Source organism: Rufibacter psychrotolerans, assembly GCF_016924645.1.
In the GTDB taxonomy this organism is placed as follows: domain Bacteria; phylum Bacteroidota; class Bacteroidia; order Cytophagales; family Hymenobacteraceae; genus Nibribacter; species Nibribacter psychrotolerans.
The window spans coordinates 25488-45781 of the sequence record NZ_JAFFJV010000010.1 but is presented as its reverse complement, the minus strand read 5'-3'; the positions used below and the strand labels follow the sequence as shown (position 1 = coordinate 45781).

At 53.4% G+C, this 20294-nt stretch carries 18 protein-coding genes; 12 read left to right on the top strand and 6 right to left on the bottom strand.

What is annotated here, in order from left to right:
- Positions 1-4: 4 nt before the first annotated feature.
- The gene (locus JT718_RS10945; protein ID WP_205502616.1) at positions 5-826 is read left to right on the top strand and encodes a 3'-5' exonuclease; all 822 of its coding nucleotides are present in this window, start codon (positions 5-7) and stop codon (positions 824-826) included.
- Positions 827-1087: 261 nt separating this feature from the next.
- Here the strand turns inward: JT718_RS10945 and JT718_RS10940 are convergent, their stop codons facing one another.
- The 6 genes from JT718_RS10940 to JT718_RS10920 form a co-directional block, all read right to left on the bottom strand.
- A complete protein-coding gene (locus tag JT718_RS10940; protein WP_205502615.1) occupies positions 1088-1543 on the bottom strand; it encodes an XrtX-associated membrane protein in 456 nt (151 codons plus the stop codon).
- A gap of 43 nt (positions 1544-1586) precedes the next feature.
- Complete coding sequence (xrtX, locus tag JT718_RS10935; RefSeq protein ID WP_205502613.1) at positions 1587-2129, bottom strand: exosortase X; 543 nt, start codon at positions 2127-2129, stop codon at positions 1587-1589.
- Between the two features lie 180 nt (positions 2130-2309).
- On the bottom strand, positions 2310-3134 hold the full coding sequence (locus tag JT718_RS10930) for a hypothetical protein (RefSeq protein WP_205502611.1): 825 nt from the start codon (positions 3132-3134) through the stop codon (positions 2310-2312).
- Positions 3135-3170: 36 nt separating this feature from the next.
- Positions 3171-3422 (bottom strand): Fjoh_0651 family PID-CTERM protein, encoded by a 252-nt coding sequence (locus tag JT718_RS20800; RefSeq protein WP_374729165.1) that lies wholly within the window; start codon positions 3420-3422, stop codon positions 3171-3173.
- Between the two features lie 75 nt (positions 3423-3497).
- Entirely contained in the window at positions 3498-6788 is a 3291-nt protein-coding gene (locus JT718_RS10925; RefSeq protein ID WP_205502609.1) for a T9SS type A sorting domain-containing protein, read from the bottom strand.
- A 693-nt stretch (positions 6789-7481) separates the two neighbouring features.
- Positions 7482-8282 carry a M48 family metallopeptidase gene (locus JT718_RS10920; RefSeq protein WP_317195502.1) on the bottom strand — a complete coding sequence of 267 codons (801 nt, stop codon included), beginning with the start codon at positions 8280-8282 and terminating at the stop codon, positions 7482-7484.
- Between the two features lie 236 nt (positions 8283-8518).
- On the opposite strand from JT718_RS10920, the gene JT718_RS10915 reads away from it, so the two are divergent.
- From JT718_RS10915 to JT718_RS10865, 11 genes are all read left to right on the top strand, one after another.
- Positions 8519-9130 (top strand): fumarylacetoacetate hydrolase family protein, encoded by a 612-nt coding sequence (locus JT718_RS10915; RefSeq protein WP_205502604.1) that lies wholly within the window; start codon positions 8519-8521, stop codon positions 9128-9130.
- Entirely contained in the window at positions 9117-11033 is a 1917-nt protein-coding gene (locus JT718_RS10910; RefSeq protein ID WP_240337042.1) for a M23 family metallopeptidase, read from the top strand. The genes JT718_RS10915 and JT718_RS10910 overlap by 14 nt, the downstream gene beginning before the upstream one ends.
- Positions 11034-11196: 163 nt before the next feature.
- Positions 11197-11643, top strand: a complete 447-nt coding sequence (bcp, locus tag JT718_RS10905; protein ID WP_205502602.1) for a thioredoxin-dependent thiol peroxidase — start codon at positions 11197-11199, stop codon at positions 11641-11643.
- A gap of 150 nt (positions 11644-11793) precedes the next feature.
- The gene (locus JT718_RS10900; RefSeq protein WP_205502600.1) at positions 11794-12651 is read left to right on the top strand and encodes a transketolase; all 858 of its coding nucleotides are present in this window, start codon (positions 11794-11796) and stop codon (positions 12649-12651) included.
- A 60-nt stretch (positions 12652-12711) separates the two neighbouring features.
- The gene (locus JT718_RS10895) at positions 12712-14100 is read left to right on the top strand and encodes a vWA domain-containing protein (protein WP_240337041.1); all 1389 of its coding nucleotides are present in this window, start codon (positions 12712-12714) and stop codon (positions 14098-14100) included.
- Between the two features lie 4 nt (positions 14101-14104).
- On the top strand, positions 14105-15061 hold the full coding sequence (locus tag JT718_RS10890; protein WP_205502596.1) for a transketolase family protein: 957 nt from the start codon (positions 14105-14107) through the stop codon (positions 15059-15061).
- Positions 15062-15226: 165 nt separating this feature from the next.
- Positions 15227-15766: an RNA polymerase sigma factor gene (locus JT718_RS10885; protein WP_205502594.1), complete on the top strand. Its 540-nt coding sequence runs from the start codon at positions 15227-15229 to the stop codon at positions 15764-15766.
- 38 nt (positions 15767-15804) lie between these two features.
- A complete protein-coding gene (locus tag JT718_RS10880) occupies positions 15805-16242 on the top strand; it encodes a hypothetical protein (RefSeq protein WP_205502592.1) in 438 nt (145 codons plus the stop codon).
- 10 nt (positions 16243-16252) lie between these two features.
- A complete protein-coding gene (locus tag JT718_RS10875; RefSeq protein ID WP_205502590.1) occupies positions 16253-16708 on the top strand; it encodes a hypothetical protein in 456 nt (151 codons plus the stop codon).
- Between the two features lie 441 nt (positions 16709-17149).
- Positions 17150-18343, top strand: a complete 1194-nt coding sequence (locus tag JT718_RS10870; protein ID WP_205502588.1) for an aspartate aminotransferase family protein — start codon at positions 17150-17152, stop codon at positions 18341-18343.
- Between the two features lie 161 nt (positions 18344-18504).
- Entirely contained in the window at positions 18505-20268 is a 1764-nt protein-coding gene (locus JT718_RS10865) for an SLC13 family permease (RefSeq protein WP_205502586.1), read from the top strand.
- The last annotated feature ends 26 nt before the right edge of the window (positions 20269-20294 follow it).

The window sequence follows — 20294 nt, the reverse complement described above, 5'->3', positions numbered from 1 at the left end:
CCGCATGAAATTACATCTACGCAAGCCCATCGTCTTCTTTGACCTGGAAACCACGGGCGTGGACATCTGCAAAGACCGTATTGTGGAGATCAGTATGTTGAAGGTGATGCCCAACGGCGAGGAAATCCTCAAGACCCGGCGCGTCAACCCCACCATTCCCATCCCCATTGAGTCCAGCATGATCCACAAGATCTATGACGATGACGTGGCCGATTGCCCCACCTTTGCGCAGTTGGCCAAATCGCTGGATGAGTTCCTGCGGGGCTGTGACCTAGGCGGTTTTAACCTGATCCGGTTCGATATTCCGTTGTTGGCCGAGGAGTTTCTGCGCGTGAACATCGATTTTGACATTGAGAACCGCGCCATTGTGGACGTGTGCCGTATTTTCCACCAGATGGAGCAGCGCACCCTTTCGGCGGCCTACAAGTTCTACTGCGATAAAACCCTGGAGAACGCCCACTCCGCCGAGGCCGACACCATCGCCACGTACGAGATCCTGAAAAGCCAGGTGAGCCTTTATGCCAATGTGCCGCTTCCCGGCGCAGAGGACCAGTCTCATTTTCCCGTTCAGAACGACATGCAGGCTCTGCACAAGTTCACCTTCCAGAAAACCGCCGACTTGTCTGGCTGCATCGTGTACAATGCCCAGGGCGTGGAAGTCTTTAATTTCGGGAAGCACAAAAACTCAGTGGTGGAAGAAGTGCTCAAGAAAGAGCCTAGCTACTATGACTGGATGATGAAAGGCAACTTCCCGCTCTACACCAAGAAAGTGTTGACCCGTATCAAACTCCGCGGAGCCCTGCAGCAGACGGCCATGAAACTGTAGTTGGTAGCAGGTAACGCGTATCAAGTAGCACGATCTTGTGTTTTAGGGCTGTTTTCCTGAAACACCCTTGAAACCCTATATGGTGCGGAAGTTACTTCCGTGCCTTGTGTACATAATAAGGGAAGTCACGGAAGTAACTTCCGCGCCATAGTAGCCATAGTAGATATTTGTTTTAGGGCTATTTTCCTGAAAACACCCTGTAAACAGCAATGCCTCCGTTTCCAGACGGAGGCATTGCTGTTTACAGGGTGTTCAATCTTTTCACCCTGCTTTCAGTTGGCTGACCTTTTTATTACCAGATTCCGGCACCTTAAAGAGTACTAGTAAAGGGGTAAGGAACACCACGGGCAGCGGTGTCAAGAGCACATAGTCGATGATGGCCCGGGACCGATGCCGGAGGGCAGGGTCGTCTCCCGCCAGTTTCACTGCCAGGGCGAAAAGCAAGGGCAGGAAAAAAAGGCCGCCGTACACCCACAGGGTAATCCTACGCCTGGACCAATCCCTAAACAGGGATAACAGGATCATGAGGCAAAAAGCAGCGTTCAGCAGGATCAGGGTAAGCACCTTCACGTCAAATACTTTTTCGGACAGCTGATCATACAGCTTGGGAAACCCGATGACCTTAAATGCTTCCCGGTAAAATACCTCCAATCGGTCAAACAGAAAATCTACAGCTGTACCCAGCACCAGGAGCGCCAAAGCCAAGCTCAGGGGCAAGATTAAGGACTGGAAAGAAGGTAGGATTATTATGGGCCTGTTGTCACGCATGGGAATTGGCTGCTTGTCCTTCAAAAGTGAGGCTTGAGTACTTTTTTACCCAGATCACCCACATGCCGAAGATAAACGCATACACCACAAACGAAAACGTATACTTGTGGTTGAAGTCTACCGTGCCATGGCTGTATATATGGTTAAGTGACAGAGCTGCCACCCGCAACACGTTGATCAGGTAAATCGCGACGATGCCTACCGGAATAAAGAATAACTTCTTTTTGAGGTCGCCCGGAAAAGCTCCGATGAGCCCCGTGAAAGTGGCCATCAGGGCCAGGCTATTACAAGGATTTCCTATAAAAACGGTAGGCCTGCCATCCACCAGAATCATAATCTTCTGCGCTTGGGTTGAATAACCCAGTAAACTCAGGGACCAGGCCCCGGCTTGGGCAACCTGCTCAGACAACCAGGTATCTACGTAATCGTTTGGCCCTACCCAACACTCATACACCAGAAACCAGATCCCATATAAGCCTAGTATTGTGCCTAAGAACTTAAACAGGCTCTTTTGTTGATGATATAGTTCAAACATTTTCTGTATTCAATTTAGTTAAATGCTTCTGTCTCGCTTTGGCCTGATAAAGCTCTCATGGCCTTAAGTCACTCCAGTCCACATTCTACTGCAAGTGTTGTATTCAAGTATCGTTCTTACTAGTTAGGTGGGTGATTTCTCTACACCTTAGGGTGGGCGCTGTACGGCCTTCTCTCCTACTTAAAGGAAGATTTTTATCATGAGGCTTAATACCACCACCGCAATCACTATTTCCCACGCAATAAAAGTTCTGCGCGGGGCGATCACGTTGTCATTCACCAACATGGTCTTTCCTCTGGAATAGATAGGCAGCAGCAGCAATAAAAAACTCCCTAAAAGCACTGCATCATAGTTGGAGAGTGAGTCTTTCAATAAAAAGATAGCAACAGACCCAAAGAACCAAGGGAGCAATAACATGCCCTTCAACAAAAGCGGCCGGTTGCTCTCCTTCATAAGGGTAAGGGAATCACAGCTCATGAAAAGCAAGACACAACCCAAGTACCCAATTCCTAAAAGGATGAAAAATGCGAGACCAGCTAACCCGTAGATCAGGGGGTCAGGGAAAGATAGCCAGCGCAGGGAGTACCAGATTCCGTCATTCGTGACTGCCCCACTGATAAGCGTGCCTATGCTTAGGTTCATTCCATGCAGAAAACCCCAAAAGAAGAACTGTTTCCAGACAGTGCCCTTTGTCTCTAGGCTCACCAAGCATCTAAGCGAAATCATGCCCAGCACAAAGGCCAGAACAGGGGAAGCAAGAAAGACCGGAACCACACTACGTGGGGTCCAGGTCTTTCCCTGCAGTAGAAACTCCAATTGGTCAAAATGCAACGTGGTATTAATCCCGAAGGCGAGACTGGCCACCAAAACAGAGGCTGCCTGGGCAAGCAGGTAAATACCGAGGTAGCTTAAAATGAACATGGACCACCCATTCAGGGCGGCCCACACCATCACGCTTTTATCGGTCTTTTCTTCTTTGCCTTGTATGGTTGAAACGATAGACATAAAGGATTACAAACTCAAAAGCCTTTGCTTTGTGACTTATTGCTTTCGGGCGTTCCGTCTATCGCGCAACATTTTAATGCCATACCCGGCACCGGCAGCCAGGAGTAAACTAGCCCCGCCATCAATGGGTACGCCGGTAGGCGGAGGGGTGTTATCTTCCTCCTCTTCCTCCTGAGGTTGGGGCCCTCCACTTCCTGGCAACTGCGCAAAAGCTATGGATGCAGCAAATAAGATGTATGCTGCGGCCAGGCAGCATGATTTCACTAGTGTAGAAGTATATTTTTTCATGTAAGAGTAGTTCTTATGATTTACTAAAAGGTATGGCAGGCGCACCCATCGCACGGATGCGCCTGCTTTACTTTACTATTGAAGCACTAATTTTTTGGTGTGGATTTTACCCTGTGAGCTGACTTTCACGTGGTAAACGCCCGGGGCAAAACCTGCGGTTGCTAACTTAACTCCTGCTTGCACTTCGGCTCCTTTAAGGGTTCTGGTTAACACCTGTTGGCCCAGGGAATTAAAGATTACTACCTGTACCGGCTCAGAAGAAGCTTTAACATTAGAATACAACAGGTTTACATCACCAGTGGCAGGGTTAGGGTAAACTTGCAATTGCTCACTCTCCAACTCTTCTCCGGCGCTTAGAGGTCCTCCTTTTACGGCGGTAAATCTCAGCACATAGCGGCCAGGAGTTGTGGTTGTGGTTAACTGCACACTTACCTCTTTACCGTTGCTCAAATCATAGGTCTGGCTTTTTTCCAGGTCAATTAACTGCACCTGCGCATTAGAAGAGAAATTGACCATTTTAGCCACCGAGAAGGTGTACGTTCCATTAGCCGGCACATACAACTCAAGCGGCAATGTCTGAACGGCGTTATTCAATGGCAGGCCTTTAATGGAGAGCGGCTCCTTGCCTAACCGGGCAAACAAGGTGGGTCGGTCAAAGTTATAGGTCAATACCTTAAAGGCATCATATTTCCCGTCTACCGTGGCGGGTACATTCTCCTCAAAATACACATACAGTTCATCTGCCAGATCAGAAGAATTCTTCAGGTTCAACTGCAGTTGAGGGCGCAGGTCTCCGCCGGTTCTATAAAGGTTGGTTTTGACATTGTAGACCCTTGCATCGTTACTAAAGGTAAAAGTCTGGTTGTTTGCGGTGGCACGGACAAAGAAGCCTTGCATAGGGGCAATGTACCGGGCATCAGCGTCACCTACTCCATTAACATAGGTAGCATACGATCCAATGTATCGGCCAGAAGACCTATACACGTAAACGGCATTGCCAATACCTGAAGGGAGGATAATTTTTGTCCAATCTATGGGGGAAGGGTAAGGGTTGCCCAGCAAGTGCCAGCCAGAAGCAGACCCAACCTGCTGGTTTCCGAGACCAGATACGGAGATAGTGCCTGAGTTTAACTCTCCGCTAAGGGTTACTTTTGCCGTGGCCGGAATATTAACAGAATATCCTTTGCCTGGTTCTAAAGCGGAGGAAAGCGAAGCTGGAGAACTCCAACCGAAATCAAAGGCGCTGGTAGTAGCGTTTGTAGAAGACAACCTGCTTTCATCATAGCCAAATATGGTGGGGAAAGGCTTCACTGTATAGGGGTTAGGGGCAGTATTGTAAGCGGGGTTCACCATTGGAGCGTAACCGTCTGCCGCTAAGCTGCTAACCGTTGTGTTCTTAACCGGCGAAGAGAAGTGACGATAGCCAGGCCCTACGTTGAATTTATCATCAATCTGGCGCTCCATGGAAGCAGTTCCTTCTACTTCCCCCCCGGCATTGTTAACATACGCGGTGCCATTCTCATTGGAAAGGAGCATCAGGGTTTGGTTGTTGGTTTTTAGATCTCCCTTCAAGGTCAGCACCCCTGCAATAGCGACTGGTCCCGCCAACTCAGCTCCTGTACTGCTCACAGTGAAGTTGTTAAACTGAGTTAAAGAACTTCCTCCTATGGTACCTACCGTTAAGACTCCGTTCTCATCTACATAAACACCATTGTTAGAAAAATTCTTTCTTACGTTTAAGGTACCTCCGGTAGCAAGCGTAAAGGATGCTCCCTGGTTAATCAGGAAGTTTCGGGCATTGAAGGTTCCACTGTTTAAAACCGGATACCTTGTAGCACTTTTAATGATTACGTCTGTATTCTCATTGGGTAACCCAAGGGACCAGTTGCCAGCGTCTCCAAAAGCAGTAGACCTGGAACCTGTCCACTCTGTAGGCGCCACTTGTAAATTATCCTCCCCTCTATCAATGTTTCTCTGGCTTGCCACAGGCCAGCCAGTGCCAGGACTCCCAGACGCGCTTTCTACTGCATCTACCGTTACGTTATAAAAACCATTTTCAAGGGGGGCCACAAATTCAATCTCATAAGATTCTGGTAAGTCTGCTATCTTTTTAAAGGCAACTATTGCGCCGTTCACCTTTACTTCAAAATAATTGTTTGGTCCAGCAGGACCTCCGTATGAGATCCAGACTTTAACTTTATCTCCGGGTTTTACAACAGATGGGCTAACCTGGTCTAGCTCAATAGAAAAACCGCTTTCCATTACGCCAAAGAAGGCGCTTCCATGCTGCTTCCCTGCCCCCCTGGCTCCAGAGTAGCCAAAAGGAGTTAACTGGTATACTGCATCATACTCTACTCCTAGACCTCCAGCACTACCTACAAAACCTCCTTCCTCAATGGTAGCAAAACCAAAATGACCGCCTACATACGTAGTATAGTACCCGTTAGTGATCGCGCGGACAGCACTTTGGAATCCAGTGCCTGCGTATTTATCTGACAGTGCTCCCAGATTGTTTATATTGGCGAATCTGTTTCTACTTTCACCATTAAATGTGGTAAAGTCACCTCCTACAAACAGTCCATCGCCTCCTGATTTTATTACATAGACTGGTCCATTGGCGCCTCCTGCTGGATCAAAGGTTCCATCTAAGCTTCCGTCAAAATTTATTCTGGCAATACGGTTAATGTTGGTACCATTATAAGAAGTAAAGTCACCCCCGATATAAAGTTTCTCGCCGGAAATGTATTCTATGGTGAAAATGCTTCCGTTTGCGCCTTCACCCGAATTAAACGTTTCATCCAGGCTACCATCTGCGTTGATCCGGGCAATCCCTTTGGCAGGCTTGCCATTATAGGTAGTAAATTCACCTACCAGGATGACCTTAGAAGAACCTGGGGGTATAACCACATCTCTGATAGCCCCATTAGCACCAGAACCAGCATTGAATGATTTATCTATACTTCCATTTGCTTTTACAACCACCAACCTGTTTGCCAGGGTATCATTATAGGCTGTAAAATCACCCGCAATCAAAAAGCCTTGCTTATACTCAATGGCGGCATAACCAGCCCCGTTTAACCCGGTTCCGGGATTAAAGTCAGAGACAGGTTGCTCATCAACGGCAGAGTTACCTAAAACAGCTACCCCTTTTAGTGGTTTACCGCCATAGGTTGTAAAGTCCCCCACGATGATAAATGCAGGAAACTTGTCATTCTTATAAATATCCCTGTAATCCCGCTCAAGCCCATGGTAGGAATAAACCGCACCATTTTGCCCGAATACAGCAAAAGAAAAGGAACATAGCAAAAGCAAAAAGAGCAAACTGGTTTTAGTGACCAGCGTCTTACTAGAAGTAGAAATTTGCATAGAGTATGAGTTATGTTTAAAATTAATTGTTGTTTGTATCTGCCCGGGAGGTAAGCTTTAAGTGAGGTTCAGGTCCATTCTATCTTAACTCTTTGAAGTTCTATGGTGCCGTTGGTCAAATGCACACATGGGTTTATCACAGCAAAACCTAGTAATAACACCATCTAAGGTTGGTAAACACTGATTTTACTGCAATAGAATTACCCTAGGCACACTTTTCTTCTTTACAAACGCAACATTTACATCTAAAAAGGAAAGTTTAAAGCACTAGGAATGTGATGAGTTACATCCAAACACAATATTATAACAGTTTCAGGGCGATTACAACCCTTAAAGGAAAGTAGTCGCTACTTTCCGTATAAATCTGCCAAAACTGGCCTATTTTACAAGAAAATTTAAAATGGTATTGTACTAAAATATATTTTTATTTTTAAATATAGCATTGAATGCATGCATTTTTCTTTAGCACGCACGTGAGACACCCTGGGCAGCCTTCATTTAGATGAATAAAACCAATAAGTCCAAAACAGGAACGCCCCTTCAAGAGAAGGGGCGTTCCTGTTTTGGACCTAAATTTCAAAAAACAGGTGAGAAACTAAAGCGAGAGGCCTTTTACCTGGCCTTATCAGATTTCAGCAAAAGGGCCATTAAAACGGCACCGAACACAAACCATTTTGTTCTTGCTTTCATGGCTTAACGGGCTGCGTAGTATTTCTTCGCCTCAGGCAGGTTCTTTCTGATGTTGTTGATGCGGGTTTCGTTGGACGGGTGGGTGCTCAGGAACTCAGGGGTTCCACCACCGCCGGCAGCGGCCATGCGCTCCCAGAAGGAAATGGCACTCTCGGGGTTATAGCCAGCCATGGCCATGAAGATCAGGCCTAAGTGATCGGCCTCCGATTCCTGGTCGCGGCCGTATTTCAGTAAGCCTACGCCGGTTCCAATTCCGTAGACGGTATTGGCAATCTCCTGGGCCGCGGCAGACCGGGCGCCTACCACGGCCCCGAGGGCGGCCCCGCCGTATTGCTGCGCCATCTGCTGGCTGATGCGCTCATTAGAGTGCTTGGCAATGGCGTGGGCAATCTCGTGGCCCATGACCACGGCCAGTCCGGTCTCATTCTGCGTAATGGGCAAAATACCGGTGTACACGGCAGTTTTCCCGCCCGCCATGGCAAACGCGTTCTGCTGGTTAGGATCGTCAATCAGGTTGAATTCCCACTGGTAGCCTTCCAGTTGAGAAGAAAGGCCGTTCTGGGCCATGTAGCGCTCCACCGCGCTCTGAATGCGCTGGCCCACCCGCTTCACCATGGCGGTCTGGGAGGCGTTGGTAGACAATTTGCTTTGTTTTAAGGTCTCGTTATAGGCCTGGAAAGACATGGCAATCACTTCCTGGTCACTTACCAACGACAGTTGCCGCCGCCCGGTGATAGGAACAGTGGTACACCCCGCCAACAGCACAACGGTGAAGGCAAACAGGGCATTTTTAAACTTACTCATTTTCATAGATAGGTTAAGTGGTACAAAAACTAGATTCCGCCGGAGCTCTTGCAGCTGTACAGGACAGTTGACCTATACGAAGAATGCAAGACAAAGTGCAGGCCTTCGGACATCCGGGCGCAAATCTATTTTTATATCTATACAATTCCATGCCAATTTTATTTTTAAGCGCCCAAGCCTTTTTCTGGTTTGAGGCGGCAGAGAGAAAGCCCTATCTTTGAAAACAAAAAAGCAGCATGAAAATACTAGCCATAGGACGTAACTACGCAGAACACATTGCCGAGCTGAAAAACGAGGTACCCGAGGAGCCCGTGATTTTCTTCAAGCCCGATACCGCAGTGCTGCGCAACAATGAGCCTTTCTACTACCCAGACTACAGCTCAGATATCCATTACGAGGTAGAACTGGTGCTGCGCATCAGCAAGGAAGGCAAGAACATTCAACCTAAGTTTGCGGCCAAGTATTTTGACGCCATCGGCATTGGCATTGACTTCACCGCGCGTGACCTGCAATCCAAAGCCAAAGCCAAAGGCCTGCCCTGGACCCTGGCCAAGGGCTTCAACGGCTCCGCCCCTATCTCAGATTTCCTGCCCGTAGAGGAGTTCCCAGCCTTTGATAACATCAATTTCGGGCTGAAGGTGAACGGCGAGCTGAAGCAACAGGGAAATTCCGGCATGATGCTGCATGACTTTTCCGCCATCCTGGCGTATATGTCCCGGTTCATCACCCTCAAAAAAGGCGACCTTATCTTTACCGGCACACCGGCCGGGGTAGGCCCCGTTAAAATAGGAGACCGGTTAGAGGCGTTTATTGAAGACAAAACCCTGTTGAATTTTGAAGTTAAGTAGTTTCAGCCTGTACCTGGCGGCTTTTTTCCTGGGGAGCAGCGGGTTAGCGGTCGCCCAGGCGCCGCCCACCCAGCAGGCCCCGTTTGCCGCCAACCCGTTTGTATTTCCCATAAAACCCGGCACCCAGAACTTTCTATCGGGCAGCATGGGCGAGATCAGGCCCAACCACTTCCACGGCGGCATTGACATCAAAACCGAGGGCAAGATAGGCCTGCCGGTGTACGCCGCCGGCGATGGCTATATCTCGCGCGTGAAGGTTTCCAGCTACGGCTACGGCTACCTCATCTATGTGACGCACCCCAACGGCTTGGTGACCACGTACGCCCACCTGAGCCAGTTCGCCCCGGCCCTGGCCGACTACATGCTGCAGCTGCAGTACCAGAAAAAGGCCTTTGACGTGGACGCGTACTTCACCGAGAACCAGTTTCCGGTGAAGAAGGGCGATGTGATCGCTTTCTCCGGCAACACAGGCGGCTCTGGCGGCCCACACCTGCACTTTGAGGTACGTGACACCAAAGACAACCTCCTGAACCCGCTGCGCTACGGCTTCGCCGAGGTGGTGGACCAGATTCCGCCCACGGTGTACAACTTCGCCTTAACCCCCCAGAGCCTTGATGCCCGCGTGAAGGGCGAGTACGCGCGGCGCGAATTTACCCCGGTAAAGCAAGGCAGCACCTATACCATTGCTGATACCATTCAGGCGGCGGGTATGCTGGGGCTGGAGATTCAGGCCATTGACCAGTACAACGGCGCCGCCAACTCCAACGGCGTGCAGGCCATGGAACTGCGCATCAACGGCGAAACCGTGTACCGCCACAACATTGACGGGGTGCCCTTTGACAAGCAACGGCAGGTGTCGGCGCACATCAACTTCCCGGTGCTCAAACTCAACAACCGGGCGTTCCAGCGGCTGTACGTCGCCGACGGCAACACCCTGCCCATTTACGAGATTGACGCGAACCGCGGGCGCTTCAGGGTGGAGGAAGGCCAGGTCTATGAAGTGGTGGCCGATCTGGTGGATTCTTACAAGAACCTGTCGCAGGTGCGCTTCTTCATCAAGGGCGAAAGCAGTGCCTACAAGGTGCTGGCCCAGCCTAAGGTAACCACCCCCAAGATAGGCCATGAAGTAATGGAGAGTATTCTGAAGATCACGGTGGCCGACACGGCCAAAGAAGCACGCAACCTTGACCTGTACATCGGCAATTACAAATACGCTGTGATTCCCTCCTACACCACCAGCGCGGGCTCGGTGTACCTGTACAACATGATCGGGGGCCTGCCAGACTCGGCCGAGGTGGCCGGCATCAAAGCCCGTTTCCCGTTCAGCCACCTGGTGCCGCCCAATACCGAGTACCTGTATTCTAACCGGTACCTGGACATCACCTTCGCCGAAAAATCACTGTACGACACCCTGATCCTGCAGGTCTCGCGCGACGCCCAGGACGTGTTCAGCATCAACAACCCCTTGACCACGCTGTTCCAACCCGCCAAGGTCACCATCAGGCCTTCCAAGCTGCCCCCAGACAAGTCTAAGGCGGCGGTGTACGCGCTGGGCTGGGGCCGGGGCGCCGGTTTCCTGGGAGGCACCTGGAACGGCGACGCCATCACGTTCTCGGCCCGTGACCTGGGCAAGTTCAAAGTGCTCACCGACACCGTGGCCCCTACCATCAAGCTCAACAGCAAATCGGCCAACCAGATCAGCTTCCGCATCCGCGACAACCTGTCGGGCATCGCGTCCTGGTCCTGCGAGGTGAACGGCCAGTGGCTGCTCCTCAAGTGGGAACACAAGGCCTCTATGCTCACCTCGGAGAAACTGGATAAAACCGTACCTTTGAAGGGCGATGTGGTGCTGCGCGTGAAAGACGCCATGGGCAACGAAGCCGTGTACACCACCAAAATCTAGGGCTTAGTGGTTGGTTGTCAGTTGTTAATTGTTAGTTTCTTGACAACTCCCCGTTTGCTTTGGGGCTTTTTTCATATAATTAGCCTGAAAACGAATAAAGCACGACTGACAACCTATAACTTACCACTCACAACTACTTACTAACAACCAACCACAACACAACATGCTAAAGATAGGTGATGCTGCCCCAGACTTTGAGGCGAAAGACCAGAACGGTCACCTGGTGAAATTGAGCGATTTCCGGGGCAAAAAGGTAGTGCTTTACTTCTACCCCAAAGATGACACCCCCGGCTGCACGGCGCAGGCCTGCAACCTGCGCGACAACCATAAGGCCCTGCTGGCCAAAGGCTACGTGGTGCTGGGCGTGAGCGTAGACGATGAGAAATCGCACCAGAAGTTCATCCAGAAGTTCAACCTGCCCTTCCCCCTCCTGGCCGATACCGACAAGCAAATTGTGGAGAAATACGGCGTATGGCAGGAGAAAAGCATGTACGGCCGCAAGTACATGGGCACCATGCGCTACACTTTTGTCATTGATGAGCAAGGCACCATTGAAGACCTCATCACCAAGGTAGACACCAAGAACCACACCGCCCAACTGCTTAAATAAGAAGGAATATCGGGTCCTTCGCTCGCTCCTTTACTTAGTCACACCATTTCTTTTTAGGCCTGTTTTAAAAAAAATTACCCAAAAACAGGAAAAATGAATAGCCATCACCATTTTCAAATTTTCACATCGTCTAATCTTCACATCATCCATATGAACCCATTCAATTACGACGCTGATCAACTGCTGAACGTGGCGCACCAGGTTCGCCGTGACATTGTACGCATGGTGCATGCGGTAAACTCCGGCCACCCGGGCGGCTCGCTGGGCTGCACCGAGTTCCTGGTTACCCTGTACTTCCGGCAGATGACCCATGACCCTAAATTCAACATGAACGGCGTGGGCGAAGACCTGTTCTTCCTGTCTAACGGGCACATCTCACCGGTGTGGTACAGCGTGCTGGCCAGAGCCGGTTACTTTGAGCCGAAGGAATTGGCTACGTTCCGCAAACTCAACTCGCGTCTGCAGGGCCACCCCGCCACGGAGGAAGGCTTGCCGGGCATCCGCATCGCGTCTGGGTCGCTGGGTCAGGGCCCCTCGGTGGCCATTGGCGCTGCCCAGGCCAAGAAACTGAACCAGGACGATAAACTGGTGTACGTGCTCACCGGCGACGGCGAGTTGGAGGAAGGTCAGGTATGGGAAGCCGCCATGTACGCCGCCCACCACAAAGTAGACAACCTCATCTGGACCGTAGACTACAACGGCCAGCAGATTGACGGTCCTGTTGACGCGGTCATGAGCCTGGGCAACCTGCGGGCCAAGTTTGAGGCCTTCGGCTGGAAAGTCCTTAACTGCGACAACGGCAACAACTTTGCTAGCCTGGTGCCGGTGCTGGACGAGGCCAAAGCGCTCACCGGTCAGGGTCAGCCTATCTGTATCCTCATGAATACCCAAATGGGCTACGGCGTGGACTTCATGATGGGCTCGCACAAATGGCACGGCGTGGCACCCAACGATGCCCAGCTGGAGCAAGCCCTGGTGCAACTGAAAGAAACCCTCAACGATTATTAATCCTGGCTGGCGGTTGGGGGCGGCGGCCCCTGGCCCGGTGTTTTGCGCGGTATGAAGAGCATGCGGTCTGTTTGTGTGTGGTTGGTCTGCCTCCTGCTGGGAGGCTTGCTGGCCCTGCCTGCCCTGGCCCAGAACAGACCGGCCCCACCGCCCAAGAAAACCCGCCTGCTGTTCCTGCTGGACGCTTCAGGCTCCATGATGGCCACCTGGGAAACCAGTGACCGCTGGAAAGTGGCCCAACGCATGCTGGCCCGCATGGCCGACTCGCTGGACGCCTACGCCAACCTCGAGATTGCCCTGCGCGTGTACGGCCACCAAACGCCCGTGAACCAGAAGAACTGCAAAGACACCAAGCTGGAGGTTCCGTTTGCGGCGCACAATGCGGCCAACATCAAGAAGCGGCTGCAGCAGATCACGCCCAAAGGCAACACGCCCATCACCTACTCGCTGGAACAATCGGCGAATGACTTTCCGCGGGACCCCAACGCCCGTAACGTGATCGTCATCATCACCGATGGCCTGGAGAGTTGCGGCGGTGACCCGTGTGCCACGTCCTTGGCGCTGCAGAAAAAGCGGGTGTTCCTGAAGCCGTTCATCATTGGCCTGGGCGATGACCCGGGCTATGCGCAGCAGTTTGGGTGCATGGGGCAGTACTACAATGCCTCAGACATCAAGACCTTCCAGCGGGTGCTGGACAACGTGATCAGCATTGCGCTCAAGAAAACTACGGTTTCGGTGGAGCTCCTGGATGACGCGGGCCGCCCGGTGGAGACCAATGTGAACATGACGTTCCTGAACAACGTCACTGACCAGCCCGAGTACAACTTTGTGCACTACCTGGATGCCACGGGCAAGCCCGATGCGCTGGAGATTGACGCCCTGCTCTCGTATGACCTGGTGGTGAACACCTTGCCCGCGGTGCAGCTCAAGAACCTCAACATCAAGCCGGGCCAGCACAACGTGTTCCGGGTGAAGGCGCCCCAGGGTTACCTGTACCTGCGGCAAGATGCGCCCACGGGCTACGGCTCCATGACGGCCCTGGTGCGGGAAAAAGGCAGCCCCTACATCCTGGAGACCCAGCGGTTCCCCAGTCAGCAGAAGTACCTGGCCGGCACCTATGACGTGGAGCTCCTCACCCTGCCGCGCATCAGGCAAACGGTAACCATCAGGGCGGGGCAGGCCACGCAGGTGACCTTTCCGCCGCCCGGGGCCCTGAACATTACGCAAGACCTGCAGGGCTACGGCAGCGTGTACCAGCTGTTTGCAGACGGACGCCAGCAGTGGGTCTGGAACCTGCCCGGGGGCAGCAGCAAGATCAGCCTTCCGCTGCAGCCGGGCCGCTACCGGGTGGTGTTCCGGATGAAGACCGCCAAGGGCAGCAAATTCACCGACGTGAAGGATTTCAGTATTAAATCAAATTTGACCACTACGATAAAACTTTTCAACTAATACGATGAAGGATTTTCCTTACTCAGAATCAAAAGATACACGCTCCGGTTTTGGGGCCGGTTTGCTGGAATTAGGCCGCACCAACCCCAACGTGGTGGCGCTGTGCGCCGACCTGGTAGGCTCCCTCAAAATGGGAGACTTTATCAAGGAGTTTCCCGAGCGCTTCTTCCAGGTGGGCATTGCCGAGGCCAACATGATCGGGATTGCCGCGGGCCTCACCATTGGCGGCAAGATTCCGTTCACGGGCACCTTCGCCAATTTCTCCACCGGCCGCGTGTATGACCAGATCCGGCAGTCGGTGGCCTACTCGGGCAAGAACGTGAAGATCTGCGCCTCGCACGCGGGCCTCACCCTGGGCGAGGACGGTGCCACGCACCAGATCTTGGAAGACCTGGGCATGATGAAGATGTTGCCGCACATGACGGTGATCAACCCCTGTGACTTTAACCAGACCAAAGCGGCCACCATCGCCATCGCCGACCACGAGGGCCCGGTGTACCTGCGCTTCGGCCGCCCGGTGGTGCCTAACTTCACCCCCGCCGACCAGAAATTCGAAATCGGCAAGGCCCTGCTGCTGAACGAAGGCAAGGACGTGACCATTCTGGCCACCGGCCACCTGGTGTGGAAAGCCATCCTGGCGGGCAAGCTGCTGGAAGAGCAAGGCATTGACGCCGAGATCATCAACATCCACACCATTAAGCCGTTAGATACCGAAGCCATCCTGGCCTCGGTGCGCAAAACGGGTTGCGTGGTCACCGCCGAGGAGCACAACTACCTGGGCGGCCTGGGCGAGTCGGTGGCCCGGGTGCTGGCGCAGCAGTTGCCTACCCCGCAGGAGTTTGTGGCCGTGCAGGACACCTTCGGCGAGAGCGGTACCCCCGAGCAACTCATGGAGAAATACGGCCTCAATGAGCAGAGCATTGTAGACGCCGTGAAGCGCGTGATGGCCCGTAAGGCCTAATCGGTTTCCCTGATACTTTAAAAACTATTGCTAAGGTTTTGGGGCTGTTTCTGGTAAAACGGCCCCAAAACCCTGGCTATTTTCCGCTTGCCCCTGTCTTTAGAGTAATAATTTGAAGAAACGTCTACTAATCCCTTATTCTCACCTCTGAACCGCCAACTTCCCTTGGAAGACAAAGAGATTTTAGACAAGTTTCAAGACCCAGCTTCCCGCAACCTGGCCTTTAACCAACTGGTGCGCAAATACCAGCAGAAGGTGTATTGGCACGTGCGCAAAATGGTGATTGACCATGATGACGCCGATGACCTCACCCAGGAGGTGTTTGTGAAAGTGTGGACCCACCTGGAAAATTTCCGCAAAGATTCCCAGCTCTACACCTGGATCTACCGCATTGCCACCAACGAGTGCCTCAACTTCCTGAGCGCCAAAAAGAAACGCTTTTTCCTGCCCCTCCACGACGTGGCCGCCGAGCTCTCTGAGAAACTGGATTCCTCTGATTCTTTCTCCGGCGACGAGATCCAGCTGAAACTTCAGAAGGCCCTCTTGCGTCTGCCCGACAAGCAGCGGCTGGTCTTTAACATGAAGTACTTTGATGAAATGAAGTACGAGGAGATCTCTGAGATTCTGGGTACCTCGGTGGGTGCCCTCAAAGCCTCTTACCACATTGCGGTAAAAAAAATTGAAGATTATTTAAAAAAAGATTAAACCTCTGGGGCAATCCCGCATCTAACCAACAGATGGACATGAGAAAGGAGCTTGACATGACAGAACTACCCAAAGACCCGGGCTTTGCGGTGCCGGAGCGTTACTTTGACGCCCTGCCCACGCGCATTATGCAGCGCACGGCCTATGCCCCCGCCAAACCGGCCCTAACGGCCTCCTGGCTCTGGCAGTTTAAGACCGCGGTGGCTGGCGCCGCCATGGGGGTGGTGTTTGCGGTGTCGTTCCTGGCTACCCACTACTTTGACTCCACCCCATCCTCAGAAGAGGTCATGGCGCAGGTGTCGCAGAAAGACATTTACCAGTACCTGACCACCCGCGTGGAGCTGGAAACGGCAGACCTGGCCGAAGTGCCCGCCGTGAAGCCGCGCCAGTCGTTGGAGTTCCTGGATGTGCGTTCCTCAGATTTCACTGAAGAGCAAAGCAAAGAGCTGTTGGAAGAGGCGTATGAGTACCGTTAATAAACCAAGAATGAAGATCACTAGAATCTTGTTTCTGTTTCTGATTCTTCTGGGCACCGCCTCCGCGGCCCAGGCCCAGAAGAAGGAAACCCCTGAGGAGCGCAAAGCCCGCATGGAAAAGATTGAAACCGCCAAAATCGCCTTTATCACCGACAAGGTGAAGTTCACCACGGAGCAGGCCCAGCGGTTCTGGCCGGTGTACAAAGAGCACGAGAGCCGCAAGAACGAGCTGAGGCAAAAGAGCCGGTCTATCCGCGACGTCAACCTGAGCAACCTCACCGATGAGCAGATCCAGGACAAGCTGGAGAGCCGCCTGGCCCTTCGGCAGCGCGAGCTGGACCTGGACAAAGAATACATGGACCGCTACCTGCGCATCATCAGTGCCCGGCAACTGGCCACTTTTTACCGGGCCGACCGGGAATTCACGAAACTACTGCTGGAACGCCTGCAAACCGCCAGCAAGTAACCTTTTGGTTTTAGTGTAGAGAGGGAGACGCGAGTCTCCCTTTTTATTTTGGGGCTGTTTCTGCTAAAAGGGGATGAAAACGGTTGCTACCTTCTCACGCTGGCCTCTCGGACGCGTGTGAGTTATTGGGCGGCCTATGGCCGCGTTGAGGAAGAACAACGGCTTATTTTCCCCCCTTAGCTACCTCCTCCATTTTTTCCTCGCTCGCCTCTGGCGAGTGTGAGCTATCGTGCGGCCTCTGGCCGCTGTGTACTCAAATCTCCACATAGCGGCCAGAGGCCACCCAATTTCTCAACATAGCGGCGGGACGCCGCAAAACAGCTCACACTCGCCTGAGGCGAGCGAGGGAAACAGGTATACACCATTGACCTGAACTTCCCAAAGGAGTCCACGGCTACCGGCATTCTTCGTATCTTTGCCGAGGAATCAACGAACCACAACATGCTCTCACCCCGCCAACTCTTTCTGCAGCACCAAGCCCAGACCACCGATTTTCCCCTGCTCCTGGAAGTGGAGCGGGCCGAGGGCGTGTACATGTACGGTCCCAACGGCGAGCGGTACCTGGACATGATCTCGGGCATTGGGGTGAGCAACGTAGGGCACCGGCATCCACGGGTGCTGCAGGCCATCCGCGAGCAACTGGACAAGTACCTGCACCTGATGGTGTACGGCGAGATTGTGCAGGCCCCGCCCGCCCAGCTGGCGCACGCCCTGGCGCAAACCCTCCCGGCCGGGCTGGACAACGTGTACTTTGTTTCCTCGGGCAGTGAGGCGGTGGAAGGCGCCTGCAAGCTGGCCAAGCGCTTTACCGGCCGCACTGAGCTGGTGGCATTTGACAGGGCGTACCACGGCTCAACCCAGGGCTCCCTTTCCCTGAACGGCTCAGAAAACTTCAAGCGGGCGTTCAGGCCCCTGCTGCCCGACGTGCGCCACATCCGGCACAACGAGCCTGAGGACCTGGAACTGATCACCGCACGCACCGCCGCCGTGATCCTGGAAACCGTGCAGGGCGAAGCCGGGGTCCGCGTACCCACCCAGGAGTACCTGCAGGCCCTGCGGGAGCGCTGCACGCAGGTGGGCGCCCTGCTCATTCTGGACGAAATCCAAAGCGGCTTTGGCAGAACCGGTACTTTCTGGGCTTTTGAACAATTTGGGGTAGTGCCAGACATTGTCACCTGCGCCAAAGGCATGGGCGGCGGCATGCCCATTGGGGCGTTCATCTCGCGCCAGGAGGTGATGCACTCCCTCAAGAATGATCCCATGCTGGGCCACATCACCACCTTTGGGGGGCACCCGGTCTCCTGCGCTGCCTCCCTGGCCACGCTGCAGGTGATCCAGGAGGAAGGGTTGCTGGCGCAGGTGCCGGCTAAGGCGGCCCGGTTCAAGGAGCGCCTGGTGCACCCGGCCATTAAGGAGATCAGGAACCAGGGCCTCATGATGGCCGTGGAGTTTGGCTCATTTGAGGTGTTGAAGGCCATTATTGACCGGGCCATCCTCAAAGGGGTGCTCACAGATTGGTTCCTGTTTTGTGACAATTCCATGCGGGTGGCCCCGCCGCTCACCATCACGTTCCAGGAGATTGACGAGGCCTGCAACATTATCCTGGCGGCCATTGCCGAAGAAGTCCATTTCTAGCCTGTTTTTGCCAAAACCCGGCAAAAACGGCACCCCATTATTTTTTTGAACCTTTTAACCCCACTACCAGTACAAGACACGAATCAAAGCCGGGCAGCTCTTCCGTCCCGGTCTTTCGTGCCTAAAGAAATAGACTCCCCACCATAACCCTTCGCTTCTGCATGGAGATTGCCTTAGTCCTCACCCTGCTACTGGTGGCCATTGGGCTGTTTGCCTCTGAGAAACTCTCGGTGGATGTGATCACGCTCATCTTGCTCATCATCCTGACGGGCACCCAGATCATTACCCCTGAGGAAGCGTTTGCGGGTTTCAGCAGTGACTTTATCATCATTCTGGCCTCTATCTTCGTGCTCAGCGCGGCGCTGGAAGACACGGGCATCCTGGACTTTCTGGTGAACTGGCTCATGCGCCATACCGGGCACCGCCCCACCGCCTTGCTGCTGTTCATCATGGTCATTCCGGGCATCATCTCGGCGTTCATGAACAACACCACGGTGACAGCCCTGTTTGTGACGCCCATTGTGGGCGTGGCCAAGAAAATGGGCACCAGCAGCTCTAAATACCTCATGCCGCTGGCCTATGCCTCTATTCTGGGCGGCACCTGTACCCTTATTGGCACCTCCACCAACGTGGCCGTGAGCGGGTACATGAGCAAGGCCGGGTTTGAGCCGTTCGGGTTCTTTGAGTTTTCGGGCATTGGGCTCATCATCTTCGCGGTGGGCATTGCCTACATGATGACCATTGGGCGGCGCATGCTGCCGGCCAGCACGTCGCAGGGGCTTACCTCCAAGTACAACATCAAGACCTACCTCACGGAGATTGTGGTGGAAGAGGACTCACCCCTCATCGGGCAGATCGCCTTCGCCTCAGACCTTTCCAAGATGGGGTTCCGCATCCTCAACATCATCCGGAACAAGGAGAACTTCCTGCCCGATTACCGCACCCGCATCCGGCCGCAGGATGTGCTGCTGGTGGAGGGCGAAATTGAGGACCTCATCAGGGTGAAGGAAACCAAGGGCATCCAGATCCTGGCCGATGTGATTGTGGAAGACGACCTGGTGGGCGGTGACATCAGGCTGGCCGAGATCCTGATCACCGGCAAGTCTGACCTCCTTACCCGCACCGTAAAACAGGTAGAGTTCCTGCGCCGGTTCGGGCTGGTGGTGCTGGCCGTGTCGCGCCAGGGCGAAACCATCCGCACCAAGATTGGTGACGTGCAGCTGCAGCTGGGTGACCTGCTGCTGGTGCAGGGCTCCGCCGAACGGCTGGAGTACCTGAAGATGAACCAGCACCTGGCCGTATTGGACGAATTCAAGCCGATTTTCTTCAAAGAGCGCAAAGGCATTCTCACGCTGGTGTTCTTTATTGCGGCCATTGCCCTGGGCAGCTTTAACGTGCTGCCGCTGTCTATCTGCTTCCTGAGCGCCGCGGTGCTCAGCGTCCTGTTCAAGTGCATCTCCACGGAGCGGGCCTACCAGGTCATTGACTGGCGCTTGCTCATTCTCATTGGCGGCATGACGGCCTTTGGCATGGCCATGGAAAATTCAGGCGCAGACAAGTTCCTGGCCCAGTTTATTGTGGACCTACTGGAGCCCATGGGCATTCTGGTGATCCTGGCCGGCTTTATCTTGCTCACGGTGTTCCTCACGCAGCCCATGTCCAACGCCGCTGCCGCGCTGGTGGTGCTGCCGGTGGCCCTGCAGACCGCCGTTCAGTTAGATGCCAACCCCCGCACCTTCGCCATTGCCATCATGCTCTCGGCCTCGGTATCGCTCATTACTCCGTTTGAGCCTTCCTGCATTTTGGTGTACAGCCCCGGCAAATACTCCTTCCGGGACTTCCTCAAGATTGGCTCTGGGCTCACGCTGCTCCTGGTGCTCATCATCCTGTTCCTGGTGCCCATGTTCTGGCCCCTGGAAGCCTGATTTGGAGCTAATTTCCTTAAAACAGG

Coding starts and splice junctions, on each gene's coding strand:
- JT718_RS10895 (WP_240337041.1), top strand. CDS start 12,712: ATGCGGTCTGTTTGTGTGTGGTTGGTCTGCCTCCTGCTGGGAGGCTTG.
- bcp (WP_205502602.1), top strand. CDS start 11,197: ATGCTAAAGATAGGTGATGCTGCCCCAGACTTTGAGGCGAAAGACCAG.
- JT718_RS10880 (WP_205502592.1), top strand. CDS start 15,805: ATGAGAAAGGAGCTTGACATGACAGAACTACCCAAAGACCCGGGCTTT.
- JT718_RS10920 (WP_317195502.1), bottom strand. CDS start 8,282: ATGAGTAAGTTTAAAAATGCCCTGTTTGCCTTCACCGTTGTGCTGTTG.
- JT718_RS10925 (WP_205502609.1), bottom strand. CDS start 6,788: ATGCAAATTTCTACTTCTAGTAAGACGCTGGTCACTAAAACCAGTTTG.
- JT718_RS10915 (WP_205502604.1), top strand. CDS start 8,519: ATGAAAATACTAGCCATAGGACGTAACTACGCAGAACACATTGCCGAG.
- JT718_RS10890 (WP_205502596.1), top strand. CDS start 14,105: ATGAAGGATTTTCCTTACTCAGAATCAAAAGATACACGCTCCGGTTTT.
- JT718_RS10865 (WP_205502586.1), top strand. CDS start 18,505: ATGGAGATTGCCTTAGTCCTCACCCTGCTACTGGTGGCCATTGGGCTG.
- xrtX (WP_205502613.1), bottom strand. CDS start 2,129: ATGTTTGAACTATATCATCAACAAAAGAGCCTGTTTAAGTTCTTAGGC.
- JT718_RS10870 (WP_205502588.1), top strand. CDS start 17,150: ATGCTCTCACCCCGCCAACTCTTTCTGCAGCACCAAGCCCAGACCACC.
- JT718_RS10945 (WP_205502616.1), top strand. CDS start 5: ATGAAATTACATCTACGCAAGCCCATCGTCTTCTTTGACCTGGAAACC.
- JT718_RS10900 (WP_205502600.1), top strand. CDS start 11,794: ATGAACCCATTCAATTACGACGCTGATCAACTGCTGAACGTGGCGCAC.
- JT718_RS10875 (WP_205502590.1), top strand. CDS start 16,253: ATGAAGATCACTAGAATCTTGTTTCTGTTTCTGATTCTTCTGGGCACC.
- JT718_RS20800 (WP_374729165.1), bottom strand. CDS start 3,422: ATGAAAAAATATACTTCTACACTAGTGAAATCATGCTGCCTGGCCGCA.
- JT718_RS10930 (WP_205502611.1), bottom strand. CDS start 3,134: ATGTCTATCGTTTCAACCATACAAGGCAAAGAAGAAAAGACCGATAAA.